Source organism: Actinomadura alba (genome assembly GCF_014323705.1).
GTDB lineage: Bacteria > Actinomycetota > Actinomycetes > Streptosporangiales > Streptosporangiaceae > Actinomadura_C > Actinomadura_C alba.
On sequence record NZ_JABVEC010000027.1, the window covers coordinates 66,292 to 92,641 of the forward strand.

Below are 26,350 nucleotides of genomic sequence, written 5' to 3' on the forward strand. Positions count from 1 at the left end.
ACAACTCAGGCGTCATGCACGATGAGCAGTAGCCAGCACCTCGGCCATGATCATGCCCATGGCCCGGGATGCGGTCACGTGTCGGTGCCGCATCACGACCACATGGACTATGTGCACGACGGCCATATGCACCGGATCCACGACGACCACGTGGACGAGTGCGAGGCCGAGGGCCACACGGAGCACCGGAGCCACACTCACCTGCACGGCGACGGATGCGGTCACGTGTCGGTGCCGCACGGCGACCACATGGACTACATCCACGACGGGTGCCGGCACGCCGAGCACCAGGGCCACTGGGACGAGCACTGAGCCCGAGCCGGACACCGCGCTCACCACGGCGCCGTGCCACGGCGTCGTCTCACGGCGCCGTTGGGACGGTGAAGCCCACGGGCTGCCCTCGCAGATCACCGTAAAGTCTTCTTCGTCCGCAATAAGCCACGAGGAAGAGAGTCATGAGCCCCAGCCCCTCCTTCACCGCCGACTTCACCGCCGACCAGCGTGACCGCATCGCGGGCGTGCTCACCGGCGCCGCCTGCGGCGATGCGCTCGGGGTGCCGTACGAGTTCGCGGCACTGCTCGGACCCGACGAGACGCCCGAGATGATCGGCGGTGGGCTCGGCCCGTACGAGCCGGGGGAGTGGAGCGACGACACCCAGATGGCGCTCTGCATCGCCCAGGTCGCGGCGACCGGCGCCGATCTGCGGGAGCAGGCGGCTCTGGACGGCATCGCCCGGTGGTTCCTCAAGTGGTTCGCCGAGGGTGCGAGCGACGTGGGCATGCAGACCCGGCGGGTGCTCGCCGCGACGGCCCGCCGCGAGGGGGCGGGGGCGGGGGCGGCGATGCGGGCCGCCGCCACCGAACTGCATGCCGAGACCGGCCGGTCGGCCGGGAACGGCTCGCTCATGCGCACGGCGGTGGTCGCGGTGGCCCATCTCGACGACGTCGTGGCGATGGCCGAGGCCGCCCGCGCGGTGAGCGAGCTGACGCATTTCGACCCGCTGGCTGGTGACGCGTGCGTGCTGTGGTGCGCGGGCATCCGCCGCGCGGTGCTGGACGGCGTCTTCGACGGCGTACGGGAGGGTCTCGATCTGCTGCCGGTGGAGCGGCGCGCTCAGTGGGCGGACTGGCTGGCCGACGCCGAGACCCGGCCGCCCGGCACGTTCATCCCCAACGGGTTCGTCGTGCAGGCGCTGCAAGCGGCATGGTCGGCGGTCGTGCACACCCCGGCCGACGGTTCGCGGCACCTCGAACGGGCGCTGCACGCGGTCGTGCGGGTGGGCGATGACACCGACACGATCGCGGCGATCGCCGGCGCGCTGCTCGGAGCCCGCTGGGGGGTCTCGGCCATTCCCGCGGAGTGGCGCGCCGCGGTGAACGGCTGGCCCGGGATGAGAGCGGCCGACCTCGAAGCGCTGTCACTGTCGGCCGCGGGCGCCGCCTGACTGCCTGAAGATCACTCGGCGAGGGTGTGGGACGCTGGCCGGTCGGCCGCCTCCTCCTGTTCGACCTGGCGGTTCCATTCGGCCTTGCTCGCCCGCCACCCCTCGTCGTCGCGGCCGAAGCGCCAGTAGCCCGAGATCGACAGCCGGTCGAGCGGTACCCCGCGGTCGATCCGCAGATGCCGTCGCAGTTCCTTGACGAATCCCGCCTCGCCGTGGACGAACGCGTGCACGACGCCGGGCGGGAAGTCCAGTTCGCGTACCGCCCGCACCAGCGTGTCGCCCACCCGCGACCCGTTGCGGTGCAGCCAGACGATCTCGGCGTCGGCGGACGTTTCGAGCCGCTGCTCCTCCTGCGGACCCGACACCTCGACGAGCACCCGGGCGGGGGCACCGGCCGGCACGCGCTCGAGGGAGGCGGCGATGGCCGGCAGCGCGCTCTCGTCACCGGCGAGCAGGTGCCAATCCGCCTCCGCACGCGGCGCGTAGGCGCCGCCCGGGCCGAGGAACATGACCTCCTCGCCCGGCTCGACCCGTGCGGCCCAGGGGCCCGCGATCCCCTTGTCGCCGTGGTGCACGAAGTCGATCGTCAGCTCCAGCGCCCGGGCGTCCCAAGACCGGACCGTGTAGGACCGGATGCGCGGCCACTGGTCGCGGGGCAGGTCACGCCGGATCACGTCCAGGTCGAACGGATCCGGATAGATCACCCCGGGCGGCGGGAACAGGAGTTTGACGTAGTGGTCGGTGTACTCGCCCGCACCGAACCCGGCGAGCTCGTCGCCGCCGATGACCAGCCGGATCATGTGCGGTGTGATCCGCTCGACCCGCCGGACCCGGCCCCGGTTCACCTTCGGCCGCTTGCGCGCCGGTTCGTTCGCCATTGGCACCTCCGCACTCCGCCCATTCGGTCTTAGGTAAGCCTAACTTACTGCTCCCCCGCTACGGTCGCTTTGGAGTGCTCTGGCTGGTCGTTACACCATTTTTGGTGAGTTACTGCGAGATAACCGGGAGTTATCTACGCTGGCCGAATCCCTGGACGATCTCGGGACACTTACGTTAGAACAAAGCTACAGAAAACGTGCATCTGTCCCCCTTGGTCCGTCGTCGGGCCACAGCGTGCGCGTTGGAGGACCCATGGCCACCAGCCAACTCGCGGCCCCGCCCGAGGGCAGCGATCTGAAGCCCGTGCCCGGAGCTCCGGGGTTCCCGGTCATCGGCACGACGTTCCAGATGATGCGGGACCCGTTCGCCTACTCGCGCAAACGCCGTGAGCGGTTCGGAACGGTGTCGTGGAGCAACGTCCTGTTCAAGCCGATGGTGACCCTGCAGGGGCCGGAGGCGGCCGAGACCGTGCTCGTCAACCGGGACAAGGCGTTCGCGAACGGGCCGGCCTGGACGTACTTCATCGGTCCCTTCTTCCACCGCGGCATCATGCTGCTGGACTTCGACGAGCACCTGCACCACCGCCGCATCATGCAGCAGGCGTTCAACAAGCCGAGACTGCGCAGCTACATGCAGGCCATGGCACCGTCGATCGAGCGCGGGATCGAGGGGTGGCGGCCCCGGGACGGCTTCAAGTTCTACGACCACATGAAGCAGCTCACGCTCGACCTGGCGATGGACGTCTTCATGGGCGTCGAGCTGGACCGGCGCGAGGCGGACCGGATCAACGGCGCGTTCATCGACGCCGTCCGCGCGGGCACCGCCTATGTTCGCTTCCCGGTACCCGGGCTGCGCTGGCACAAGGGACTCAGGGCACGTAAGACGCTTGAGAAGTTCTTCTACGAGCACCTGCCGGCCAAGCGGGAGAAGGGCGGCGACGACCTGTTCGCCGCGCTCTGCGAGGCCGAGACCGACGACGGTGAGACGTTCACCGACGAGGACGTCGTCAATCACATGATCTTCGTCTTGATGGCCGCCCACGACACCTCGACGACCACGATGGCGACGATGGCCTACTACCTCGCCAGGAACCCCGAGTGGCAGGACCGGCTGCGCGAGGAGTCGCTCGCCCTGGGGAAGCCGGTCCTGGACTTCGAGGACCTGGAGAAGCTGACCACGCTCGATCTGGTCATCAAGGAGGCGCTGCGGCTGGTCGCGCCGGTTCCAGCGCTGCCGCGCCGTACGGTGAAGGACACCGAGGTGCTCGGGTTCCACATCCCGAAGGACACCTTCGTCTTCCTGCCGACCCTGACCAACCACTACCTCGAGGAATACTGGCCCGAGCCGGAGAGGTTCGACCCGGGCCGGTTCGCCGAGGACCGGCGCGAGGACAAGGTGCATCACTACGCCTGGCAACCGTTCGGCGGCGGCGTGCACAAGTGCATCGGGCTGCACTTCGCCGGAATGCAGATCAAGTCGGTGCTGCACCAGGTGCTCCAGCGGTACCGGTGGAGCGTGCCGGAGGGCTACGAGTGGCCCCTCGACACGACCTCGCTTCCCTCGCCCAAGGACGGGCTCCCCGTGCGATTGGAGCAGATCTGATGGCGGATCCGACCGGCAAGGTCGTCGCGATCACGGGCGCCGCCCGCGGCATCGGTCTCGCGACCGCCACGGCGTTCCAGGCCGCGGGCGCCAAGGTCGTCATCGGCGACATCGACGAGCCGGCGGCCAAGCGGGCCGGTGAGACGATGAACGGGCCGGCCCTCCCGGTCGACGTGACCGATCGCGAGTCCTTCACCGCGTTCCTCGACGGGGCCGAGGCCGAGCTCGGCCCGATCGACGTCCTCGTGAACAATGCCGGGATCATGCCGATCGGCCCCCTGCTCGAGGAGGACGACGCCCTCGCCGACCGGTGCATCGACATCAACGTGCGCGGCGTCATCCTCGGCACCAAACTCGGACTGGCCCGGATGGTGCCGCGCGGGCACGGCCACATCGTCAACATCGCCTCGGTCGCGGGTGTGATGCCGGCGGCCGGGATGGCGACCTACAACGCCAGCAAGCACGCCGTGGTCGGCTTCACCGAGGCGGTGCGGCTCGAGTTCGCACGGCAGGGCATAGAGGTGAGCGCCGTGCTGCCGACGTTCACCAACACCGAGCTCATCGCGGGCACCAAGAGCGCCAGGGGGCAGCGCAACGCCGAACCCGAGGAGGTCGCCGCCGCGGTGATCGGCCTGGTGACCAAGCCCCGGCCGCAGGTCGTCGTTCCGGCGAAGCTGGGCCGGCAGCTGCGGATCGGGCCGCTGATGTCGAGGGGCATGCGCGAGCGGATGGCCCGGTGGTACGGCCTGGACGAGATCTTCCTCAAGCATGACAAGGAGGCCCGCAAGGCCTACGACGAGAGGATGCGCGGCTGAGTCGAGCCGAAGCGAACCTCCGCCGAGGGGTTCGCCGAGCGGCGTCCGGACCGGCGACGAGAGGACGGCCGCCGGGACCCGCACCGTCCAGGCCGCGGGAGCGGGGCGCGTAGGCTGCGCCGCATGAGGACGGACGCGGCCGGGGCGGCCGCCCGGGACGTGGCGGGCACGGGCACGGGCGCGGCGGCGCTGGCAGGGCTGCTGGCCGAGGCGCCGCGCACCGATGACCTGGACACGCGGATCCTGGACGCGGCGCTGGAGCAGTTCGGGACGTACGGGCTGCGTCGGGTCGCCATGGAGGACGTGGCGAGGCGGGCCAGGGTGGCGCGCACCACGATCTACCGCCGTTTCGCGGGCAAAGAGCAACTGGTCCAGGCGGTGATCCTGCGGGAGTGCCGGAGCTTTCTGGCCACCATCGCCGAGGCCATCGAGGATCTCTCGACGCCCGAGGACGCGCTCGTCGAGGGCTTCGTCGTGGGGCTGCGCAACGCCCGCCACCACCCGCTGCTCAGCCGCGTTCTCGTCAGCGAGCCCGAGGCGTTCCTGCCCCAGCTCAGCATGAACGGCGGTGCCGTGATGCTCGCCGCCCGCGACGTGATCGCCGAGCGGCTGCGGCTGGCGCGTCCGGACGCGCGGGAGGACTTCACCACGCCGGCGGAGATCCTGGTACGGGTGGCATTGTCGCTGCTGCTCGTCCCGGGCGGGGGCCTGGTGCTCGACGACGACGAAGCGGTACGGGCCTTCGCCCGCGAGCACCTCACCCGCGTCCTGCGGCCGGACGCGGGGAGGTGAGCGCCCGGTCAGTGCTTGGGCAGCGGCTGTTGTGTCGTCCGGCCCGGGGTCTTGCCGGCCGGGGGGTACTCGCAGTCGAGCGTGGTGGCCTCCTTGTCCCTGTCGTCCCCGTCGATGACCACGGTCGCGGTGCACGCCCGGCCGTGTTCGTCGGTGAATGTCGCGACCTCGCTTCGGTCGGCACAGCCCGCGAGAATGGTCACCGCGACGGCGGCGACGGGGACGGCCGCGATTCGGCTACGCGTTCGCATCGTTGGCCCCTAACGGGAATCGGGCCACGCGCGCGTGGCCTCCGGCTCTCGTGGTTTCGACGCGGGGAAGCCCGTGACGGATCCGGTTCGCCCGCCCGGACCGCTTCGAGTGTCGGGTCTCGCGAATCGTCGGCGGATGCCACAATGCACTCCGAACCTCAGTGCGAAGGTGGAACAGGATCGTGACGACGTCAGCTTCGGGGCCGGGGACCGCTCCCGAACGAACACTTCACCAGCGGATCGCCGACGAGCTCGGTGTCAGGGACGGGCAGGTGCGGGCCGCGGTCGAGCTGCTCGACGGCGGGGCCACCGTGCCGTTCATCGCCCGCTACCGCAAGGAAGTGACCGGTACCCTCGACGACGCCCAGTTGCGCACGCTCGAAGAGCGCCTGCGCTACCTCCGTGAGCTCGAGGAACGTCGTACGGCGGTGCTGGAGTCGATCCGGGCCCAGGGCAAGCTCGACGACGCGCTCGAGGCCCGGATCATGGCGGCCGAGTCCAAGGCGCGCCTCGAGGACCTGTACCTGCCCTTCAAGCCCAAGCGCCGTACCAAGGCGCAGATCGCCAGAGAGGCCGGTCTCGAGCCGCTCGCCGACCGGCTGCTGTCCGATCCGAGCCACGACCCGCAGGCCGAGGCGGCGGGCTTCGTCGACGCGGAGAAGGGCGTCGCCGACGCGGCGGCCGCCCTCGACGGCGCCCGTGCGATCCTGTCCGAGCGGTTCGCCGAGGACGGCGACCTGATCGGAGAGCTGCGCGAGCAGATGTGGTCGCGGGGCCGGGTCAGCTCGCGGGTCCGCGAGGGCAGAGAAGAGGCGGGCGCGAAGTTCTCCGACTACTTCGCGTTCGCCGAGCCGTTCGGCCGGCTGCCCTCGCACCGGATCCTGGCCATGTTCCGCGGCGAGAAGGAGGAGATCCTCGACCTGGATCTCGAGCCCGAGGCGGAGCCGGACCAGGAGCGGACCGGCCCCGGCCCGTACGAGCTCGAGATCGCGCGGCGGTTCGAGGTGGCCGACCGCGGCCGGCCGGCCGATCGCTGGCTGCTCGACACGGTGCGGTGGTCCTGGCGCACGCGCATCCTGGCCCATCTCGACATCGACCTGCGCTCCCGGCTGTGGCAGCTCGCGGAAGAGGAGGCGGTCGGGGTCTTCGCCGCCAACCTGCGCGACCTGCTCCTGGCGGCGCCCGCCGGCACCCGCTCGACGATGGGCCTGGACCCGGGCCTGCGCACCGGGGTGAAGGTCGCCGTGGTCGACGCCACCGGCAAGGTGGTGGCGACCGAGACGATCTATCCGCACGAGCCGCGGCGCCGCTGGGACGAGTCGATCGCCGTCCTCGCGCGGCTGGCGGGCGAGCACCGCGTCGAACTGATCGCGATCGGCAACGGCACCGCCTCGCGCGAGACCGACAAGCTCGCCGCCGAGCTGATCGCGAAGCACCCGGAGCTCAAGCTGACCAAGGCCGTGGTGTCAGAGGCCGGCGCCTCGGTCTACTCCGCCTCGGCCTACGCCTCCCAGGAACTGCCCGAGCTGGACGTGTCGCTGCGGGGCGCGGTGTCGATCGCCCGCCGCCTGCAGGACCCGCTCGCCGAGCTGGTCAAGATCGATCCGAAGTCGATCGGCGTGGGGCAGTACCAGCACGACCTGTCCGAGCTGAAGCTGTCACGTTCGCTCACCGCCGTGGTGGAGGACTGCGTGAACGCGGTCGGCGTCGACGTCAACACCGCGTCGGTTCCGCTGCTCACGCGGGTGTCCGGCATCGGCGAGGGGCTGGCGGCCAACATCGTGGCCCACCGCGACGCGGGCGGCCGGTTCCGGTCCCGGAGCGCGCTGAAGGAGGTCCCGCGGCTGGGCCCCAAGGCGTTCGAGCAGTGCGCGGGCTTCCTGCGCATCGTGGACGGCGACGACCCGCTCGACCGGTCCAGCGTGCACCCGGAGGCCTACCCCGTGGTGCGCCGCATCCTCCAGGACACGGGCGGCGACGTCCCCTCCCTGATCGGCAACAGCAGGGCGCTGCGCGAACTCGACCCGCGCAAGTTCGTCGACGACGTCTTCGGCCTGCCGACGGTGACCGACATCCTCAAGGAACTGGACAAGCCCGGCCGCGACCCCCGGCCCGCGTTCAAGACGGCGACGTTCAAGGAGGGCGTCGACAAGCTCCAGGACCTGGAGCCGGGGATGCTGCTGGAGGGTGTCGTCACCAACGTCGCCGCGTTCGGCGCCTTCGTCGACGTCGGCGTGCACCAGGACGGGCTCGTCCACATCTCCGCGATGTCGCGCAACTTCGTCAAGGACCCGCGTGACGTGGTCAAACCGGGCGACATCGTGCGGGTGAAGGTGCTGAGCGTCGACATCCCGCGCAAGCGCATCTCGCTCACCCTGCGGCTCGACGACGAGGCCGCCTCCCGCGGCGAGGGCGAGGGCGGTGGTGCTGCCGGTGGCGGTGACCGGCGCGGCTCCGCGGGCGGTGGCGCGGGGCGTGGCCGCGGCGGCAACGGTGGCGGCGGCAGGTCGTCGGGAAACCGGTCCGGCGCGTCCGGCGGTCGATCCGGCTCGGGCGGATCCGGCGGCTCGGGCGGATCCGGTGGCTCGGGCGGATCCGGTGGATCCGGCGGCGGCGCGATGGCCGACGCGCTGCGGCGCGCTGGGCTCGACAAGGGCCTCGGCGGAAGGCGGAGCTGACTCCGAAACGGCGGAACCGGGGACCTTCGGCGCACGAAGGTCCCCGGTTCCGATTTCGTTATGGGCTCAGTGGCGCCGCGCCACGTCGTAGGCGGCGGAGCCGATCAACTCCAGCGACACCTGCAGCCGCTCCAGGCTGAGGTTCTTACTGATGGTGTCCTCGGGGGTGTGGTAAATGGGCTCCAGCTCACTGGGCGCGCCCTCGCCACGCCAGCTGAAGTTGGCCGCCGCGATACCCCGCTCGTAGAACGGCACGTGGTCGCTGGACCCGCGCGCGGTGGGCGGGCTGATCTGGTCGACGTAGCCGAGGCGCTGCGCCGCGGCCGACACCGCCGCCGTGGTGGTGTTGTCGGCGCCGTCGACCGACAGCAGCCAGTAGCGGGTGGCCGGGGAGTGGCTGGTCGCGACCATGTCGTTCTGGAAGCAGCCGGCGATGCCGCCCGCCTCGGCGTCGGTCAGGCCGTTGACGTAGTAGCGGGAGCCGATCAGCCCGAACTCCTCCGACCCCCACAGAGCGAACCGCAGGGTCTTCTGGGTGGGCAGGCGCCGCAACGCACGCGCCAGTTCGAGGCACAGCACGGTGCCGCTGCCGTCGTCGTTGGCGCCGGGCGAGCCGGGGACGGTGTCGTAGTGGGCGCTCACCATGACGACGCCGTTGCTCGGATTGGGGAAGGTGGCCTTGCGCTCGGCGAGGACGTTGTATGACGTGAGCCCGGCGTGGTGCTCCACGTTCAGGGACAGGTCGGAAACGCCGCCGCGGATGCGCTCACCGTGGTACTGAGCGATGCCGATCACGGGCACGGCGACCGTCTCGGCGAGTGTCGGGATGAACGCGGCGGCCTTGCGCTCCGGGAAGGCCGCGGAGGGCACATTGGCGATGAGCACCGCCACCGCGCCCTTGGCGGCGGCCGCCTTCGCCTGCGCGAGTTCGCTGCCGGCGACGCGGGAGAAGAGGGCGATCTTGCCTCGGAGGTCACTGGTGACGTCGGTCGCCGTACCAAGGTCGACGATGCCGCCCTTGGCCGAGGCGATGGCGCCCTGCGCGGAGGCGCTGGCCTGCCACGTCTCGTGCTTCGATACCTTCAACTCGGCGAGATACTTGTCGGCCACCGCGAAGGGCTGCAGCTCGACCTTGTAGTCGAGATCCTTGAGCACCTTGGCGATGTACTTGGCCGCACGGTGCTCTGACTCGGTGCCGCCGATCCGCCATCCGATGTCGTCACTCAGGACGCGCAGATGCTTCAGCGCGCGCTTTGCATCGACCCTGGCGACGACGGCCTTGTCCCCCATGCTCAGCGAGGGCGGCTTGGCGGCGCCGGGACGCTGACGGGTGGCGGCCGCCGCGGTGCCGGGGAGAAGGCCGACGGAGGCGAAGCCCGCGAACGCGGCCGCTCCGGCCAGCAGATCGCGGCGGTTGACTTCGGGCATGAAGCGTCTCCTGGGGGTTGGGGGAGGCTCGGCGACGGCCGGTCTCGGGTCATCGAGTCCGGTGGCCGTTTCCGGTGTTGGAGGGGAGGGCGCCCTGTTCGCGGAGAATTTACGAAATAGTCGGGTTCGCTAGCAAGTGTCTGACCGGTTTGTGATCAAAAAGAGTGCTCGCGCAGGTTCGGACCACGACCTCAGGCCGGTTGGATCGCGCAGCTCAGCGCGTCTCCGAGTGGGCATGATGGGGACAGGGCAGGCCGAACTTGGGGGAGTGAGGTGACCCGGAGGGTGACGACCACCCGGGAGCGCGAGGCCGTCCGAGGGGGGCTACGCGGGTGGCTGCTGGGCGACCTGCGGCAGCAGGATCTCGCCGGCCCGCACGCGGCCCCCACTCCGGAACGGCAGTACCCGTGGTGGCGGGTGATGTGCTTGACCGGTGTGGACTACTTCTCCACGCTCGGCTACCAGCCCGGCATCGCGGCGCTGGCGGCCGGTGCCGTCGCGCCGCTCGCCACCCTGGTCCTGGTGGCGCTGACCCTGTTCGGCGCGCTGCCGATCTACCGGAGGGTCGCCGTGGAGAGCCCGAACGGAGAGGGCTCGATCGCGATGCTGGAGCGGCTGCTGCCCCGCTGGAAGGGCAAGCTGTTCGTGCTGGTGCTGCTCGGCTTCGCCGCCACCGACTTCGTCATCACCATCACGCTCTCGGCCGCCGACGCCACCGCCCACCTCCTGGAGAATCCGTACGCGCCGGGCCTGCTCCACGGCGAGCACGTCATCGTCACCCTGATACTGATCGCGCTGCTCGGTGCGGTGTTCCTTGCCGGCCTCCGTGAGGCGATCACCATCGCGGTGGTGGTGGTCGGGATCTACCTGACGCTCAATGTGGTGGTCGTCGCCACGGCCCTGCAGCACGTGATCTCGAACCCGCAGTTCGTCGCGCACTGGAGCCGCCTGCTGGCGATGCAGTATTCGAGCCCCCTGATGATGCTGGCCGTGGCGCTGCTGGTCTTTCCCAAGCTGGCGCTCGGCCTGTCCGGGTTCGAGACCGGCGTCGCGGTGATGCCGCAGATCCGCGGGGACCCCGGCGACACCCCGGAGCACCCGTACGGACGGATCCGCGGCGCCCGCCGGATGCTGACGACCGCAGCGCTGATCATGAGCGTGTTCCTGATCACCAGCAGCTTCACGACGATCGTGCTCATCCCGGAGCGGGAGTTCGAGGAGGGAGGCAAGGCCTACGGCCGGGCCCTGGCCTACCTGGCGCACGAGTACCTCGGCAGCGGCTTCGGCACGGTCTACGACATCAGCACCATCGTCATCCTGTGGTTCGCCGGGGCGTCGGCCATGGCGGGGCTGCTGAACATCGTCCCGCGCTACCTGCCGCGGTACGGAATGGCGCCCAACTGGACCCGCGCGGTCAGGCCGCTGGTACTCATCTTCACGACGGTCGCGTTCGCCATCACGATCATCTTCCGGGCGAGCGTCGTGGCGCAGGGCAGCGCCTACGCCACCGGCGTTCTGGCGATCATGCTCTCTGCCGCGGTGGCGGTCACCCTGTCGATGCGCCGGCGCCGCCGCCGCGGCGCCACGATCGGCTTCGGGGTGATCGCGCTCGTCTTCGCCTACACCACGGTGGCCAACGTCGTGGAACGCCCGGACGGTGTGAAGATCGCGTTCTTCTTCATCACCGCCATCATCGTCACGTCACTGATCTCAAGGGCCACGCGGTCGACCGAGTTGAGGGCGACCGGTATCCGGTTCGACGAACGCGCCGAGCGATTCCTGCGCGACCTCGCCGCCTCGGGCGAGATCCGTCTGGTCGCCAACGAGCCGGACAACCGGGACCGCAAGGAGTACGAGAAGAAGGATCGGGAGACCCGCGAGATCCACCACCTGTCGCCCGACGAGCCGGTCGCCTTCCTGGAGGTCACCGTGCCCGACGCTTCGGAGTTCGCCTCGGACCTGCGGGTGACCGGCGTGGAACGGCACGGCCATCGCGTGCTCCAGGTGGAGAGTTCCACCGTTCCCAACGCGATAGCCGCGCTCTTGCTGCGGATCCGTGACATGACGGGCAAGAAACCGCACGTCTACTTCCACTGGGCGGAGGGCAACCCGATCATGGCCATGATCCGCTACCTGCTCTTCGGCGGGGGAGACGTGGCGCCGCTCACCCGTGAGGTGGTGCGGGAGGCCGAGCCGGACATCAGCCGGCGCCCGCAGATCCACGTCGGGTGAGGCGACGAGCGAGGACGGCCGGCCCGCGACCGATCGACCTATGACCCGATGCGCTTGCGGCCCTGGGCGCGGACCCGCCGGCGCTGGGAGGGGTCGAGCATCAGGTACGCCACGACGGGTGTGCCGATCACACCCAGGATGATCAGAGCCGAGAACCACCAGGGCAGGATCCACAGGGTCAGCAGCCCGACCGCGACCCCTCCGATGACGAACTTCGTTCGTGTCGACATTCCCGAACACCTCCGGCCGCTATTGCCATTACCAGGAAAACGGCCGCTCGGCCGGTGCGGTTCCGGTGGAGCGGAGATTCCACGATATATCTCGTGACGGGAAGCGCCAGCCCTAAACGCGATGCGTGAGCCGCCCGTCGCCCAGCGTGCGCAGCACCTCGCTGTGCAGATGGCCGTTGGTGCACACGACGCTTCCTCCGTCGGGCCCCGGCACACCGGAGAGATCAGTGAAGATCCCACCGGCCTCCTCGACGATGACCTGCAGCGCGGCGAGGTCCCAGAGGCTGACCTCGGGTTCGGTGGAGATGTCGACGGCGCCCTCGGCCACCATCATGTGCGACCAGAAGTCGCCGAAGGCCCGGGTGCGCCAGACCGACCTGGTGAGATCCATGAAGTTCTCCAGCCGGCCCTGTTCCTCCCAGCCGCTCAGGCTCGAGAACGACAACGAGGCATCGGACAGCCGCGTCACCGAGGAGACCTGCAGGCGGCTCGCCTTCGCCAGGCTCCGGCCGGTCCAGGCGCCGCCGTCGCGGGCCGCCCACCAGCGGCGGCTGAGGGAGGGGGCCGACACCAGGCCGACGACGACCTCGTCGCCCTCCATGAGCGCGATCAACGTCGCCCACACCGGCACGCCGCGGACGAAGTTCTTGGTGGCGTCGATCGGGTCGATCACCCAGCACCGCGGCCCGTAGCCGGTCTTGCCGTACTCTTCGCCGATCACCGCGTCGCGCGGGCGGGCGCGCTTGAGGGTGCCGCGGATCTGGTCCTCGACCGCGCGGTCGGCATCACTCACCGGGGTCAGGTCCGGTTTGGTCTCGATGTGAAGGTCGAGCGCCCGGAACCGCCGCGTAGTGATGTCGTCGGCCGCGTCCGCCAGCACATGGGCGAGACGCAGGTCATCGGAATAGCCAGCCACGACGTGCAACGCTACCGCGATCACGGCATGTGCTGACAGACTTACTCGGGTGAAGGCGTTGACCTATCCGGAACCGCCCCGGCCCGCTCTCCTTTTCGATCTCGATGGAACGCTGATCGACAGCGTCTATCAGCATGTGATCGCGTGGCGGTCGGCGCTCTCCGGCATGGGGATAGATCTCGCGGTGTGGCGGATCCACCGGCGGATCGGCATGAGCGGCGGGCTGTTCGTCGCGGCCTTGTTGCGCGAGACCGGGGTGTCGCTCAGCCCCGACGAGATCGAGGCCCTGCAGAAGGCCCACGCCGAGGCCTACCTCACCCAACTCGACCAGGTCCGGCCACTGCCCGGCGCGGCGGAGTTGCTCACCGTGCTGAGCGAGGCCGGAGTGTCCTGGGCCATCGCGACCAGCGGCCGGGCCGAGACGGCGCGATCGGCGCTCGGACTGCTCGGCCTGCCCGCCGACACCCCGATGGTGACGCGCGACCAGGTGCGCAGGGCCAAGCCGGACCCGGATCTCTTCGTCGCCGCCGCGGTGCTGATGGACGTCGACCCGCGTGACGCGATGGTGGTGGGTGACAGCGTGTGGGACCTGCTGGCCGCGCGGCGGGCCGGGTCGCTCGGCATCGGCATGCTGTCCGGCGGCTACGGCCGGGACGAACTCGAACGCGCCGGCGCGTTCCGCGTCTACCGCGATCCCGCCGACATGCTCGACCGCCTCGACGAGCTGGGCCTGCGCCTGCCGGTCGCGGGTCCCGGGCATCGCCCCGTCAGGTGAGGCGCGACTTCCCTACTTGCCAGTAGCATGCGGTATGGCCACTGTTGATCTAGCGACGGTACGCGACTCGCTCACCGGGCTGGTGCCGTTCGTCCGACTCATCGCCCCGGAGTTCCTCGAGCACGAGGAGGGGCGCGCCCTGCTGCGCCAGCCGGATCGCGCTGAACTGCACAACCACGTCGGCGGCCCGCACGCCGGAGTGCTGTTCTCGCTGGCCGAGACGGCCTCGGGCGCAGTGGTGATCGGCGCGTTCATGGAACAGCTCGCGGTCGCGACCCCGCTGGCCGTCGGCGCGGAGATCCGCTACCTGAAACTCGCTCGCGGCGAGATCACCGCCGAGGCGCTGCTGAGCCGCCCAGCGGCGGAGGTGCGCGCCGAGCTCGCCGAGGGAGGGCGGCCGGAGTTCGACGTGGCCGTGACGATGCGGCGCGATGACGGTGCGATCGTCGCCGAGATGACCGTCCGCTGGACACTGCGTCCTCATGCCTGATCCCGCCGGCTCCGGGTGTTACGGCGGCGCCGAGCCCTCCCCAGGTGGGAGCATGGCCCGCATGGCCCACGACCTTCCCGCCTGGGTGGCCGAGCTGACCGACCCGCGTCGCGCCACCACGCTCGACGAGCTCGCCGACCGCCTCGTACCGCTCGCCGAGCACGCCATCGACGTGTCGCGGCGGCTGCAGGCCCTGCTGTCCGAGTTGAACGAGCCGTTCAAGCGCGAGGCGCTGTACGGGCGGGTCGAGCGGCTCAGGGCCAGATCCACCGAGGCGCTCGAGGAGGTCTCCGGCGAGATCTCCGCCTCCGGGCAGCAGCGCATCGAGCGGATCTGGGCGGCCTGGGGCGAGCGCGGCGCCGACGACGGCGATCTCGGCAGGGTGCTGCGGGAGCGGCTCGACAGCGAGGTGGTCCCCTCGCTGACCGGCCAGCAGCGTGCCGTCGCCGAAGAGGTCACCGTGCACATGGCCGGAGCCCTCGAGACGGTGAACCAGACGCTGCTCACCCAGGTCGAGCAGCTCGCCACCGCGGTCACCGACCTGATCCACGACGTGCTGCCGCTGGCCCACGAGGGGCTGAACCTGGCGAGCCGTGTCTCCACGCTCTCCAGCAGGGTGCGGCAGGCCGGCCGGGGCGAGATCACCGCCGAGCTGCGGGCCGAGTCTCTCGACCTTGCGGCCGCCTCCGAGGGAACGGTCGCCCGGCTGGAGCTGGAGTGGTCGGCGCTGGGCGCTCGTACGGCGACCGTGCGGGCCGCGCTGCGGGCCGCTGAGGAGACGGCGTTCAGCGAGGTCACGGCGGAGATGACCCGCTGTGTCGAGAAGCTCGCTCCCTCCCACGTCAAGGTTCTCGACGAGGCCGAGGCCCGTGCCATGGCCCTCATCGACGAGCTGAGCCCGAGTACGCCCTCGTGATCAAGCCGGGCCGGCGAGGTGCCCGCTGAGCGACCGGCTCACCGGCTCTACTCGGACTCCCCTTCACGGCTCTCCAAGAGCCGGCGGAGCGAGTCGAGACGGGCCTCGTCGGCGTGCCCCGCGGCGACCCACGCGTCGAGGGCGCAGTCGGCCTGCAGGTGCGTGCACGCCCGAGGGCATTCGGCGGCACCCTCGGCCAGATCGGGAAAGGCGCCGAGCAGGCTCGACGGGGCCACATGGGCCAGCCCGAAGCTCCGTACGCCTGGGGTATCGATGATCCACCCACCGTCGGGCAGCTCCAGCGCGATCGCCGACGACGAGGTGTGGCGCCCCCGGCCGGTGACCGGGTTGACATGGCTGACCGCTCGGAGCGCCTCGGGCACCAGCGCGTTGACGAGCGTCGACTTGCCCACGCCGGAGTGACCGACGAGCACGCTCATGCGGCCGGACAGCCGCCCGCGCAGCTCGTCGATCGGCCCGTCGCGACTCGTCACCACGTACGGCACGCCGAGCGGAGCGTAGGCGGCCACGAGGTCGTCCGGCGGGGACAGGTCGGCCTTGGTGAGGCACAGCAGAGGGTCCATCCCCGCGTCGTAGGACGCCACCAGGCAACGGTCGATCATCCGCGGCCGGGGCTCGGGGTCGGCGAGCGCCGTGACGATGACCAGTTGGTCGGCGTTGGCGACGATGATGCGCTCGAAGGGATCGGTGTCGTCGGCCGTCCGGCGCAACGCCGACGAACGGGGCCCGACCCGCACGATGCGGGCCAGCGCGTCGGGCTCGCCGGAGATGTCGCCGACCACCGACACCCGGTCGCCGACCACCACGCTCTTACGGCCGAGCTCCCGCGCGCGCATGGCGGTCACCCTCGTGTCGCCGACCAGGCAGCGGTAGCGCCCGCGGTCGACGCCGAGCACCAGCCCGGTGACGGCCTCCTCGTGCGCGGGCCTGCGCCGCGTGCGCGGGCGGGTGCCACGGCGGCCGGGCCTGACCCGTACGTCGTCCTCGTCGAAGTCGTCCAGGCGGCGTGCCAGCGTCACCCCTCCAGCATTCGGGTCCACAGCGCGGTGAACTCGGGAAGGGTCTTGGCCACGGTGCCCACGTTCTCGACCTCGACGCCCGGAACCGCGAGGCCGAGCAGCGCCGCCGCCATCACCATCCGGTGGTCGTCATAGGTGTGGAACATCCCGCCGTGCAGTGGGCGCGGGCGGATCTCCAACCCGTCGGCGAGCTCGCGGACGTCGCCGCCGAGTCCGTTGATCTCGGCGACCAGCGCGGCCAGCCGGTCGGTCTCGTGCCCGCGCAGGTGCGCGATGCCGGTGAACCGGGAGGGAGATCCGGCCAGCGCGGCCAGGGCCGTCATCACGGGGGTGAGCTCTCCGACGTCGCGCAGATCGGCCTCGATGCCCTCGACGGTCCCGCCGCCGCGCACCGTCAGCCCGTCCGCGTCGTACGACACCGTCGCGCCCATGCGCTCCAGCAGCCCGCGCAGCGCGTCGCCGGGCTGGGCCGTCTCGGCCGGCCAGTCCCGCACCGTCACCCGGCCGCCGGTCACCAGGGCGGCGCCGAGGAACTGTGCGGCGTTGGACAGGTCGGGCTCGATAGGGCATTCGCCGCCGTCGACCGTCCCCGGGCCGACCCGCCACACGTTCTCGCCGGCCTCGGCCGGCACGCCGGCGGAGCGCAGCATCCGTACCGTCATCTCCAGGTGCGGTGCGGACGGGACGGGCGGACCCTCGTGGCGCACCTCGGCGCCCTTGTCGAACCGGGGCGCGGCCAGCAGCAGCCCGGAGACCAGCTGTGACGAGCTCGATGCGTCGATCGTCACCGTGCCGCCGGCGACGCGCCCACGCCCGCGGACGGTGAAGGGCAGTGAGCTCCGGCCGGCGTCGTCGATCTCGGCTCCGAGTGCTCGCAGCGCCGTGATCAGGGGCCCCATGGGGCGATCCCGTGCCCGCGGGTCGCCGTCGACGATCACCTCGCCGTCGGCCAGCGCGGCGACCGGTGGCACGAACCGCATGACGGTGCCCGCGAGCCCGGCGTCGATCCGGGCCGGCCCGCGCAGCTCGGCGGGGGTGACGGTCCAGTCCGTCTCGCCGGTGATGCCGACGCCGAGGGCGCGCAGCGCGCCCGCCATGAGCAACGTGTCGCGGCTGCGCAGAGGGCGCCGGACGACCGTGGGCGCGGACGCCAGCGCCGCCAGGATCAGCGCGCGGTTGGTCATCGACTTCGAACCCGGCAGCGCGAGCGTCGCGGCCACCGGGCCGTCGGCCGAGGGCGCGGTCCAATCAGGCATGTACGTGAGGTTACCGGTTCGCGTCAGGACGCGATCTCGATGCGCCGGTGGGCAACGGCTCGGCAAGGGCATCGCCAGCCTTGTGGAATGTCCCGGAAGATCGCGCCGCTGCGAGGGCGGGCGCGGGTCTAGGTTCGACGCGGTCCACCTGACGGTTCCAGCCGCGTCCGCGGGGCTCTGGAACCGTCGTCAACTCGGGGGAGGCGACCGTGGGGGAGGCGACCGTGGACGAGGCGATCGTGGACGGGGTGCCGGCCGCGCGCCCGAGGTGCTCGATCACGGCCCGGATCAGAGGCGGGGCCGCCACTGTCCTCGACGCCCGGTCGTCCCGGCGTGCGCCGGCCGTCACGCGCTGCCTCGTGGTCTGCGTCGCGCTCGCGTCCGCCACGGCCGCCTGCGTGATCGCGCAGGCGGCGCTGCTCGCCCACGCGCTGTCGTCCCTGACCGTGCCGGCCGGGCTCGCCGCGGTGGTGGCCGGACGGGCGGTGCTGGCCTGGGCCGGGGAGTCGGCGCTGCGCCGGACCTCCGCCGGGGTCGCGTCGCGGCTGCGCGGCCGGTTGCTCGCGCAGGCCGTCCGGAACGGCCCGAGCCCACCTGCAGGTGAGCCGGCCGCCCTCCTCGCCCGGGCGGACTCTCTCACGCCGTACTTCACCCGGTGCCTGCCGCGGCTCGCCGCGGCGGTGGTGGTGCCCTCGGTGGCGCTGGCCGCCATGGCCGTGGCGGATCCGCCCACGGCCGGTGCCGCGCTCGCCGCGGCGGCGGTGCTCGTCCTGCCGGCCCTGCTGCTGCTGCGGCCCGGCCGGTTCGCCGGCGGGCGGGCGGCGGACCGCGCGGCACAGCGGCGGCGGACGGCGGACGGGCTCGCGGGTCATTTCACCGACATGGTCGCGGGACTCCCGACGCTCACGGTGTTCGGCCGGGCCCGGGCACAGGGCTGGAACATCGCCAGGGCGACCGAGCAGTACCGGCTGGCGGCGAACGGCGCCGCCCGCCCCGCGTTCCGCTCGGAACTGGTGCTGGAGGCGGTGGCCACGTTGTCCGTGGCACTCGTCGTGACGACGGCCGGCCTCCGCGTGGCGTCGGGGGCACTGAGCCCGGAGTCGGCTCTCTTCCTGCTGTTCCTCGCAGTCGAGGGCGGCCTCCCGCTGTACGGGCTCGCCGGGCATGTGCGTGCGGGCAGGGAGAGCCTGGCCGCGGCCGGCGGCATCCTCGACTTCCTCGAGACCCCGGCCCGCCCGGCGGAGCGGGCGTCCGCGAGGTCACGACGGCGGGACGGCGGTGATCCGGCGGACGTCCGGTCGATGACGATCCGGGTCGAGGACGTGGTGGTCGCTCCAGGCACCGCGTCGCGGCGGGAGGCGGTCCCGCTGACGATGACGCTGGCGCCGGAGACCACCACGGCGCTGACCGGACCGCCCGGTACGGGGAAGTCCGGTCTGATCGCGGCCCTGCTCGGCTTCGAGACGCCCATCGCCGGCCGCATCATGGTCGGCGACCGGCGGCTGGAGGGCGGCGACGGCTGGCGGAGCGGCATCGCCTGGGTCCCGCAGAGGCCGGCGCTCTTCGCGGGAACGGTCGCGGACAACATCGCGATCGCCGCGCCCGGAGCCCACGGCGACGCGGTCGCCGAGGCGGCGGCAGCGGCGGGAGTGGGCTCTTCCATCCACCTGGACGCGAGGCTGGGCCCGGGCGGAGCCGGCCTGCCTGCGGCCGGGCGGCGGCGCATCGCGCTGGCCCGCGCGGTGCTGCGCTGCGCACTGCTCGACCCGCCGCTGCTCCTGCTCGACGAACCGACGGCCGACCTCGACGTGCTCACCGAGATCGAACTGGCGGAGGCCGTCGGCGCCCTGCTGCCCGGCCGTACGGCGCTCATCGTGACCCGGCGGCAGGCGCTGCTCGGCCGGGCCGACCATGTCGTCTCGCTGGCGGGGGCCGGAGCGGTGACCATGGCGGTGCCGGCATGACCATCCGATCGGCCGGCCGGGGCGCCGAGGTGCGGTCCGCGATCGCGGTGGCCTTCGGCGCGGGCTCGCTCGGCGCCGCCGTCGGGCTCCTCGCGGCCTCGGGATCGCTGCTCGCCCGCGCGGCGGGGCGGCCGCCCGCGGCCCATCTGGCCGGTGCGATCGTGGCCGTGCTGGGCCTCGGCCTCGGCCGCTGCGCCCTGCGGCACGCCGGGCGGCTCGTCTCGCACGACGCGGCCCTGCGGACGCTGGCGAGGTCGAGGGTGCGGCTCTACGAGGGCCTGTCCGCCCGCACTCCGTCCGGCCTGCACGGCCGGCCGTACGGACGGCTGCTGGGACTGCTCGCGCGCGCCGCCGACGGCGTGGTCGGCCGGGAAAGGCACGGCCTGATGCCCATGGCGGCCGCCGGCGCGGCGGGGAGCGCCGCCGTCGTCGTCGAATGGTCGCTGCTGCCGCCCGCCGGGATGGCCCTGCTGGGTGCCCTGATGCTCGGCGGCGTCGGCGCGCCGTGGGCGGCCCACCGTGCTGCCGTACGGGCGCGGCGCCGGTCCGCCGCCGCGCGCACGGAACTGTCCAGGCTGGCCGTGGAGACGCTGCGCGGCCTGCCGGACCTCCTGGCCTGCGACGCGGCACCGAGACGGCTCCATGGCCTGCGCCGGATCGACGCGGTGGTCACCAGGGCCGAAGGGCGCTCGGCGTGGAGCGCGGGCCTGGCCGCCGGAGTCACCACGCTGGCCACCGGGGCGGCGTTGTTCTGTGCGCTGCTGCTCGGGGTGGCGGCGGTGCGTGAGGGGCGACTCGACAGGGCTGGGCTGGCGGTCGCCGTGCTGATCCCGTTGGCCGCAGTCGAGGCCGTCACCGTGCTTTCGGCGGCGATAGGGCACCATCTGCGCTCCCGCCGTGAGGCGGCTCTGATCAGGGCGGTCCTCGACGCGCCGGGGTCGGTGACCGAGCCGGCCGAGCCGCTTCCGCTGCCTCTGCCCCGCCATGGCGGATACGGGCTGTGCGTACGGGCGTTGCGGGCCGGCGGGACGGGTGATGCCGGTGCTCCCGTCAGTGGGCTGGACCTTGAGCTGCCACCCGGCCGCAGGGTGGCGCTGACCGGCCACGGCGGCGCCGGTCGGTCCGCTCTGGTGGCGGTGCTGCTGCGGCTCTGCGACTACGAGGGCTCGGTGACGCTGAACGGTGTCGAGCTGCGCGACCTCTGCGGTACCGACGTCCGCCGGATCGTCGGCCTGTGCGCCCGCGACGCGCATGTCTTCACCGCGACCGTCGCCGAGAACATCCGGGTGGCCCGCCCCGGAGCGACCGATGCCGAGGTGGCACACGCCGTGGAGCGCGCCGGGCTCGGCCCGTGGGCGGCGGCGCTCCCGGACGGCCTCGCGACCCCCCTGGGAGAGCCGACCTCACTCGCGGAGCCCACCTCATTCGCGGAGCCCACCTCACAGGGAGGGCGGGGCGTGCCGGTGCCGGACGGCGAGCGCCTGCGCATAGCGGTGGCGCGGGCTCTGCTGGCCGACTTCCCGGTGCTGATCGTGGACGAGCCGGAGCTCGCCGACGAGCCGGGGCACGCCGTGCTCGCCGACGTGTTCGCCGCGTCGGCGGGCCGGACGGTCTTGCTGATGATGCGCCGGCGGCCCACGCCTGGCGCCGACGCGGTGCTGTGCGGGATGGACGAGGTCATCGCCCTGGACGATCAGCCGTCGCGGTGATCGCTCGATGAGCCGCCCGTCTAGCGCTTGGCGAGCCGCTTGGCCTCGTTGGCCGTGTGCCTGCGCAGGTGCCTGGTCTCGACACCGGCCTTGACCCGGGCGTCGCGGGCCCGGCGGGCGAGCGCGGAGCGGCGGCGGGGCTCGGTGGTCATCATCACCAGTGCGCCGAACAGGCTGAGGTTCTTGAGCAGGTGCGATCGCTCGCTCGCCCTGCGCTCCGGATCGTCCTCGGTCCAGTAGCGGTGCTCGGTGAGCAGGGTCGGCACCATCTGGGCCGTGAGCAGCAGGCTGGTGAGACGCTTGAACTTGCCGAGCGTGAGCAGTGCTCCAGTGCCCAGGCTGAGGGCGCCTTCGAGCCGTACGAGCGTCACCGGGTCATTGGTCGGGAGCCAGTCGACGCGGTCGGCGATGGTCTTCACCTTCGGCGCGACCTGCTGGGCACGCGGCTGGGGGTCACGAAGGGTCTCCAGACCGGTGACCACGAACGGCAGCGCGACAAGAGGTCTGGCCAGGCTTCTGATGAGTCGCATGCACGCTTCATGCCCACCTGTTCGCGGGTCACGCTTGCTCGCCGGATTCGGCAGGATAAGCATCATGTGCGGTCGCTATGCCACAGCGCGCAAGCGCCAGGAGTTGCTCGACGAGTTCCAGGTCACGTTCGACGCCACCGGCGAGGACGCCCTTGAGGCCGACTACAACGTGGCGCCCACCAAACCGGTGCCCGCGATCATCGAGCGCCGGCCCCGTCCCGAGCCGGAGGCGTCCGGCGACGGTGACGATGAGGTGGTGCGGCAGCTGCGCACGGTGCGATGGGGACTGGTGCCCTCCTGGGCCAAGGACCTCTCCATCGGCAGCCGGCTGATCAACGCGCGGGTCGAGACCGTGCACGAGAAGCCGTCCTTTCGCAAGGCGTTCGCCCAGCGGCGCTGCCTGTTGCCCGCCGACGGCTACTTCGAGTGGTACACCTCGGAGACCACCGGGGCGAAACCGAGTAAGCAACCTTTCTTCATCCGTCCCAAGGACGGAAGGATCATGGCGATGGCGGGTTTGTACGAACGCTGGCGATCGCCGGACGGAGAATGGGTCTGGAGTTGCACGGTGATCACAACGGAGGCCAGTGACGATCTCGGTCGCATTCACGACCGCATGCCCATGATCGTGCCGGCCGATCGGTGGGGCGCCTGGCTCGACCCCGCCACCACCCGGACCGAGCAGGTCAGGGACCTGCTCGTGCCCGCGATGAGCGGGACGATGGAGGCCTATCCGGTGTCGAAGGCCGTCAACGATGTCAGAAACAACGGTGCCCATCTGGTGCAGCCATTGCCAGATGGAGACATTTCCGGGGAATATTCGGGCACGTTGTTTTAACCGCATGCTCGTTGAGCGTCGTGCCCCGCTCCAGGGGCGGGACGGAGAGGAGTGCGCACCACCGTGGACACCGCGGCCGCTCGCAAACGCCTCGAGGCGATGCTCACCGATCTCGACCGGTCAATTGCGATCTTGAAAGGTGAGCATCCCGATCCCGGGGCGTCGAGGTACGACCAGCACCCGGCGGACGCGGGCACGAACCTCTCCGACGCCGACCGGGCCGAGGCGTCCCTCGACGCCATGAACCGCCAGCGCTCCACCGTGGTGGCGGCACTGCGGCGGATCGCCGCCGGGACCTACGGCGAGTGCGTCGACTGCGCCAAGCCGGTGCCGGAGGGTCGGCTGGAGGCCCGCCCCGACGCCGCCCGCTGCGTGCCGTGCCAGGCCAAATACGACCGCGCCCAAAGGTGACGCCGGATCTCCGCCACCGAGGCGCGGCGACTACGCGCCGGTCCTCCTGGCGCTGGCCACGAGGTGGATGCCGACGGACTCGTCGCCGAGCGTCGCGGTGAGCTCGGTCTGGACGAGCCGGGACAGTGCCCTTGGATCCGCGGACAGCACATGATCGACGGTCGAGGGGGACAGCACGGTCCGGGACCTGATCCACTCCACCTCCAGCCCCGCTTCGGTGAGGAGTTCGCGCAGCTGGTCGGCCCAGAAACACCGGCTTATGGTGCCGTCCGGCCACGGGACGAGCACCACCTCGGCGCTCGGGACGTCGGACAACTGCGCCCAGTGGTTCTGCTCGGCGAGGATCGCCAGGCCGAGCATCAGGGAGTCGACCGACAGCAGCAGGCGGCCGCCGGGCGTGAGCACCCTGGCGATCTCACCGACCGTCGACTCGGTGACCAGGTGCCGGGAGAGCATCCGGTTCTCGGCGATCACGGCGTCGACGGAGCCGTCGGTGAGGAAGCGGAGCGTGCGCGCCTCGGCGACGACCCGATGCCGGCCGCGGGCGACCTCGTCGGGCTCGGCCGGGCCATGGGCGTCGAGCACCTCGATCACCCTGTGGCCGGCGGCGGCCGCCTGCTGCGCGCACCGGGCGCGCGGGCCCGAGACGTCGAGGACGCGGGCCGGGCGGCGCGGCAGCCAGCGGGTCAGCTGGGCGTCGGCGACCGCCCAGTAGAAGGTCCAGTACGTCGCCAGGGAGTCGGCGTCATCAGGGTCATGGTGAGCGCCGACGACCGTGGGCATGGGGGGTCTTGCCGGCAGCGGCACCAACGATGGCTCCCGTGTCTCGCCGTGTAAGGAACGTCTTTCCCTATTAGGCCTCTCAGATCACCCTCCGTACAGGTTGGGATGGGCTGACCTGGACTCGCCCGGGTCCTTTCTGTTCCGGGTAGGGAATCGTACGGGGGCCATCGGCGTTGCACTGCGCTGTAACCGTCTGCGACATCGAAGTGAAGGCGGGCCCGGATGGGGTCACAGGGCCCGTGCGGGGCAAGAGAGACGAGTAGGTGCGACCGATGCCCGTAGTCCAGGACGTCAGGGAGGCGGGGGGCGCTGTCGTGATCCGCCGGCGCGGCCCGATATCGTCGAGGCCGGAAGGCGTACGCCCAAGCGGCGCCGAAGTCATCGAGGGGGTGGGTCAGGTCCCTGGCAGGACGGAGACCGTAGAGCAGCGCGGCGAACGCTTCCAGCGCGACGTGCTCCCGTTCCTGGACCAGTTGTACTCGGCGGCGCTTCGGATGACGCGGAATCCGGCCGACGCGGAGGATCTCGTCCAGGAGACCTTCGCGAAGGCGTTCGGGTCCTTTCACCAGTTCAGGGAGGGCACGAATCTCAAGGCGTGGCTGTATCGGATCCTGACCAACACCTTCATCAACTCCTACCGCAAGAAGCAGCGCGAACCCAAGCGGTCGGCGGCCGAGGAGGTTGAGGACTGGCAGCTTGCGCGGGCCGAGTCGCACACCTCGAGCGGGCTGAAGTCGGCCGAGGCCGAGGCACTGGAGCATCTGCCGGACTCGGACGTGAAGCGGGCGCTGCAGGACCTGCCGGAGGAGTTCCGGATCGCGGTGTACCTGGCCGATGTCGAGGGTTTCGCCTACAAGGAGATCGCCGACATCATGGGCACTCCGATCGGTACCGTGATGTCCCGGCTGCACCGCGGCCGCCGGCAGCTCCGGACCATGCTGGAGGACTACGCCCGTGACCGCGGGCTGACCCGCACCGGCGCGAACAGGGAGGATTCGGCATGAGCTGCGGAAACCCTCACGAGACGCCGTGTGACGAAGTGCTCGCCCAGGTCTACGCCTATCTCGACGGCGAACTCGGCCAAGGCGGCTGCGAGGACGTCCGGCAGCACCTCGACGAGTGCAGCCCCTGCCTGCGCGAGTACGGCCTCGAAGAGGTGGTCAAGAAGCTCGTCGGCAAGTCGTGCGGATGCGATCCCGTACCGGCCGATCTGAGGGACAAGGTCCTCGGCCGTATTCAGCAGGTGCGAGCGGAGATCGCCGAGGCGGAGTGACCCGCGGCCGCGCGGCGCTTTCGCGGCGGTGGCGAAGGGTTGCGAGGCGGTCGCGACGGAGTCGCCGAGCCGTCGCGCCCCGGTGAGCCGAAACACCCGGCCGGCGCCATCAGGGTCTGATCGCTCAGAGTGAAGATATATTCACACTTTGCTCACGATTCCCCGCTTACCCGTGTGGCCGATGGTTCGAGGGCTAGGCTTGGTGCGGAAATGAATCCGGCGGCGGGAAGCGGAAGGCCTGGGTGAGGACCTCGTGAGAGGGCCCGCTCACCGCCGCCGTCCCGGTTCGTCACAGCGGGCCTGGACGGCCCGACCCATCGGGCTGGAGGAGACAGGAAATGCTCGACCGTGTGGTGATGGCGCTCGCGTTAGCCACCGTCATGACCGTAGTGTTGCTGACCGTGACCAAGGGCGTGTCCTGGGTCTAGTCGACTAGACCCCGGCGGCGGCCCGCTCATCGTCGACCTCCGGAGGGGGCGGCAATGCGTGGACTACCCCTCGCTGCCTGGGCGTACGTCTGCGGGGTCGCCGCGCTCGCGGCGGTCCTCGTGGGCACATCGTCCTTCGAGGGCCGGTGGCCGACATTGGCCGTGCTGGCGTTGCTCTTCATTCTGTGCGACTCCGTACCCGCCGTGCTCAACATCGAGCGCGCCCGCGTCTCGCTCGGCTTCACGGTGGGACTGGCGTCGGTCGTGCTGCTCGGTCCCGGGGGCGCGGCACTGGTGTGCCTGTCGGCGATCGCCACCGGCCAGTTGCGGTTCGCCCCGGTCAAACGGCTCTTCAACGGCGCCCAGTTCGCCTTGTGCGGTTATGCCGCAGGGCAGGTCTACCTGGCGTTCGGCGGGCGGGCCGGCGAACCGGAGGCCGAGTACTTTCCGAGCATCATCGCTCCCTTCGTCGCCGCCGTCGTGACGTACGTCGCCGTGAACCTGGCGCTCATCTGCGGCATCCTCCTGCTCAGCCGCCAGGTGTCGGTCCGTGACTTCCGCTGGGAGCCGATCGCGCAGCTGTCCGCGGGCTACCTCGGCTACGGCATGCTCGGCCTGCTCGTCGCGGGGCTCTGGCGGGTGCCCTACCTCGCGGTGCTGGCGTTCATC

Annotated in this window: 25 protein-coding genes and 1 pseudogene; 17 read left to right on the forward strand and 9 right to left on the reverse strand. The window is 71.3% G+C overall.

The window, feature by feature from the left end; genetic code table 11:
• The first annotated feature begins 21 nt into the window (after window positions 1-21).
• Window positions 22-312 carry a hypothetical protein gene (locus tag HKK74_RS28785; protein WP_187246507.1) on the forward strand — a complete coding sequence of 97 codons (291 nt, stop codon included), beginning with the start codon at window positions 22-24 and terminating at the stop codon, window positions 310-312.
• A gap of 143 nt (window positions 313-455) precedes the next feature.
• Window positions 456-1,445 (forward strand): ADP-ribosylglycohydrolase family protein, encoded by a 990-nt coding sequence (locus HKK74_RS28790; RefSeq protein ID WP_187246508.1) that lies wholly within the window; start codon window positions 456-458, stop codon window positions 1,443-1,445.
• An 11-nt stretch (window positions 1,446-1,456) separates the two neighbouring features.
• Here HKK74_RS28790 and HKK74_RS28795 read toward each other — a convergent pair whose 3' ends face one another.
• Window positions 1,457-2,323 carry a siderophore-interacting protein gene (locus HKK74_RS28795; RefSeq protein ID WP_187246509.1) on the reverse strand — a complete coding sequence of 289 codons (867 nt, stop codon included), beginning with the start codon at window positions 2,321-2,323 and terminating at the stop codon, window positions 1,457-1,459.
• Window positions 2,324-2,576: 253 nt separating this feature from the next.
• Between HKK74_RS28795 and HKK74_RS28800 the strand changes: the two genes are divergently transcribed.
• From HKK74_RS28800 to HKK74_RS28810, 3 genes are all read left to right on the forward strand, one after another.
• Window positions 2,577-3,926 (forward strand): cytochrome P450, encoded by a 1,350-nt coding sequence (locus HKK74_RS28800; RefSeq protein ID WP_187246510.1) that lies wholly within the window; start codon window positions 2,577-2,579, stop codon window positions 3,924-3,926.
• On the forward strand, window positions 3,926-4,741 hold the full coding sequence (locus tag HKK74_RS28805) for an SDR family oxidoreductase (protein WP_187246511.1): 816 nt from the start codon (window positions 3,926-3,928) through the stop codon (window positions 4,739-4,741). The genes HKK74_RS28800 and HKK74_RS28805 overlap by 1 nt, the downstream gene beginning before the upstream one ends.
• A 123-nt stretch (window positions 4,742-4,864) precedes the next feature.
• Window positions 4,865-5,533, forward strand: coding sequence for a TetR/AcrR family transcriptional regulator (locus tag HKK74_RS28810; RefSeq protein WP_187246512.1), 669 nt, complete (start codon window positions 4,865-4,867; stop codon window positions 5,531-5,533).
• Window positions 5,534-5,541: 8 nt separating this feature from the next.
• On the opposite strand, the gene HKK74_RS28815 is transcribed toward HKK74_RS28810, so the two are convergent.
• The gene (locus HKK74_RS28815) at window positions 5,542-5,784 is read right to left on the reverse strand and encodes a hypothetical protein (protein ID WP_187246513.1); all 243 of its coding nucleotides are present in this window, start codon (window positions 5,782-5,784) and stop codon (window positions 5,542-5,544) included.
• A 182-nt stretch (window positions 5,785-5,966) separates the two neighbouring features.
• Between HKK74_RS28815 and HKK74_RS28820 the strand changes: the two genes are divergently transcribed.
• Window positions 5,967-8,462 (forward strand): Tex family protein, encoded by a 2,496-nt coding sequence (locus HKK74_RS28820; RefSeq protein WP_312881881.1) that lies wholly within the window; start codon window positions 5,967-5,969, stop codon window positions 8,460-8,462.
• Between the two features lie 66 nt (window positions 8,463-8,528).
• Here the strand turns inward: HKK74_RS28820 and HKK74_RS28825 are convergent, their stop codons facing one another.
• The gene (locus HKK74_RS28825; RefSeq protein ID WP_187246514.1) at window positions 8,529-9,890 is read right to left on the reverse strand and encodes a M20/M25/M40 family metallo-hydrolase; all 1,362 of its coding nucleotides are present in this window, start codon (window positions 9,888-9,890) and stop codon (window positions 8,529-8,531) included.
• Between the two features lie 285 nt (window positions 9,891-10,175).
• On the opposite strand from HKK74_RS28825, the gene HKK74_RS28830 reads away from it, so the two are divergent.
• The gene (locus tag HKK74_RS28830) at window positions 10,176-12,122 is read left to right on the forward strand and encodes an APC family permease (RefSeq protein ID WP_187246515.1); all 1,947 of its coding nucleotides are present in this window, start codon (window positions 10,176-10,178) and stop codon (window positions 12,120-12,122) included.
• A gap of 38 nt (window positions 12,123-12,160) precedes the next feature.
• Here HKK74_RS28830 and HKK74_RS28835 read toward each other — a convergent pair whose 3' ends face one another.
• Complete coding sequence (locus tag HKK74_RS28835; RefSeq protein WP_187246516.1) at window positions 12,161-12,352, reverse strand: tail-anchor membrane protein; 192 nt, start codon at window positions 12,350-12,352, stop codon at window positions 12,161-12,163.
• Between the two features lie 112 nt (window positions 12,353-12,464).
• On the reverse strand, window positions 12,465-13,268 hold the full coding sequence (hisN, locus tag HKK74_RS28840; protein WP_187246517.1) for a histidinol-phosphatase: 804 nt from the start codon (window positions 13,266-13,268) through the stop codon (window positions 12,465-12,467).
• Window positions 13,269-13,326: 58 nt separating this feature from the next.
• Here hisN and HKK74_RS28845 point away from each other — a divergent pair, with 58 nt between their 5' ends.
• The 3 genes from HKK74_RS28845 to HKK74_RS28855 are packed head-to-tail and all read left to right on the forward strand — an operon-like array spanning window position 13,327 to window position 15,449.
• Window positions 13,327-14,043: an HAD family hydrolase gene (locus tag HKK74_RS28845; RefSeq protein WP_187246538.1), complete on the forward strand. Its 717-nt coding sequence runs from the start codon at window positions 13,327-13,329 to the stop codon at window positions 14,041-14,043.
• A 34-nt stretch (window positions 14,044-14,077) separates the two neighbouring features.
• A complete protein-coding gene (locus HKK74_RS28850) occupies window positions 14,078-14,533 on the forward strand; it encodes a DUF4442 domain-containing protein (RefSeq protein WP_187246518.1) in 456 nt (151 codons plus the stop codon).
• Window positions 14,526-15,449: a hypothetical protein gene (locus tag HKK74_RS28855; protein WP_187246519.1), complete on the forward strand. Its 924-nt coding sequence runs from the start codon at window positions 14,526-14,528 to the stop codon at window positions 15,447-15,449. Before HKK74_RS28850 ends, HKK74_RS28855 begins: the two co-directional genes overlap by 8 nt.
• Window positions 15,450-15,496: 47 nt before the next feature.
• Here the strand turns inward: HKK74_RS28855 and rsgA are convergent, their stop codons facing one another.
• Together rsgA and aroA are read right to left on the reverse strand one after the other, a co-directional pair.
• Complete coding sequence (rsgA, locus tag HKK74_RS28860; protein ID WP_187246520.1) at window positions 15,497-16,489, reverse strand: ribosome small subunit-dependent GTPase A; 993 nt, start codon at window positions 16,487-16,489, stop codon at window positions 15,497-15,499.
• Complete coding sequence (gene aroA, locus HKK74_RS28865; protein ID WP_187246521.1) at window positions 16,486-17,745, reverse strand: 3-phosphoshikimate 1-carboxyvinyltransferase; 1,260 nt, start codon at window positions 17,743-17,745, stop codon at window positions 16,486-16,488. The genes rsgA and aroA overlap by 4 nt, the downstream gene beginning before the upstream one ends.
• A gap of 209 nt (window positions 17,746-17,954) precedes the next feature.
• On the opposite strand from aroA, the gene HKK74_RS41605 reads away from it, so the two are divergent.
• Both HKK74_RS41605 and cydC read left to right on the forward strand, forming a co-directional pair.
• Window positions 17,955-19,709, forward strand: a complete 1,755-nt coding sequence (locus HKK74_RS41605) for an ATP-binding cassette domain-containing protein (RefSeq protein WP_187246522.1) — start codon at window positions 17,955-17,957, stop codon at window positions 19,707-19,709.
• Complete coding sequence (gene cydC, locus HKK74_RS28875; protein ID WP_187246523.1) at window positions 19,706-21,418, forward strand: thiol reductant ABC exporter subunit CydC; 1,713 nt, start codon at window positions 19,706-19,708, stop codon at window positions 21,416-21,418. Before HKK74_RS41605 ends, cydC begins: the two co-directional genes overlap by 4 nt.
• Before the next feature lie 20 nt (window positions 21,419-21,438).
• On the opposite strand, the gene HKK74_RS28880 is transcribed toward cydC, so the two are convergent.
• The gene (locus tag HKK74_RS28880; protein WP_187246524.1) at window positions 21,439-21,948 is read right to left on the reverse strand and encodes a DoxX family protein; all 510 of its coding nucleotides are present in this window, start codon (window positions 21,946-21,948) and stop codon (window positions 21,439-21,441) included.
• 64 nt (window positions 21,949-22,012) lie between these two features.
• Between HKK74_RS28880 and HKK74_RS28885 the strand changes: the two genes are divergently transcribed.
• On the forward strand, window positions 22,013-22,786 hold the full coding sequence (locus HKK74_RS28885; protein ID WP_187246525.1) for an SOS response-associated peptidase: 774 nt from the start codon (window positions 22,013-22,015) through the stop codon (window positions 22,784-22,786).
• A 51-nt stretch (window positions 22,787-22,837) separates the two neighbouring features.
• Window positions 22,838-23,197, forward strand: coding sequence for a TraR/DksA family transcriptional regulator (locus HKK74_RS28890; RefSeq protein ID WP_312881883.1), 360 nt, complete (start codon window positions 22,838-22,840; stop codon window positions 23,195-23,197).
• Between the two features lie 30 nt (window positions 23,198-23,227).
• On the opposite strand, the gene HKK74_RS28895 is transcribed toward HKK74_RS28890, so the two are convergent.
• Complete coding sequence (locus tag HKK74_RS28895; protein ID WP_187246526.1) at window positions 23,228-23,980, reverse strand: class I SAM-dependent methyltransferase; 753 nt, start codon at window positions 23,978-23,980, stop codon at window positions 23,228-23,230.
• A 272-nt stretch (window positions 23,981-24,252) separates the two neighbouring features.
• Between HKK74_RS28895 and HKK74_RS28900 the strand changes: the two genes are divergently transcribed.
• From HKK74_RS28900 to HKK74_RS28910, 3 genes and pseudogenes are all read left to right on the forward strand, one after another.
• Window positions 24,253-24,984, forward strand: a complete 732-nt coding sequence (locus HKK74_RS28900) for a sigma-70 family RNA polymerase sigma factor (protein WP_222722844.1) — start codon at window positions 24,253-24,255, stop codon at window positions 24,982-24,984.
• Window positions 24,981-25,253 carry a mycothiol system anti-sigma-R factor gene (gene rsrA, locus HKK74_RS28905; RefSeq protein ID WP_187246527.1) on the forward strand — a complete coding sequence of 91 codons (273 nt, stop codon included), beginning with the start codon at window positions 24,981-24,983 and terminating at the stop codon, window positions 25,251-25,253. Before HKK74_RS28900 ends, rsrA begins: the two co-directional genes overlap by 4 nt.
• Before the next feature lie 482 nt (window positions 25,254-25,735).
• Window positions 25,736-26,350: pseudogene (locus HKK74_RS28910) on the forward strand (metal-dependent phosphohydrolase); the annotation flags it as partial.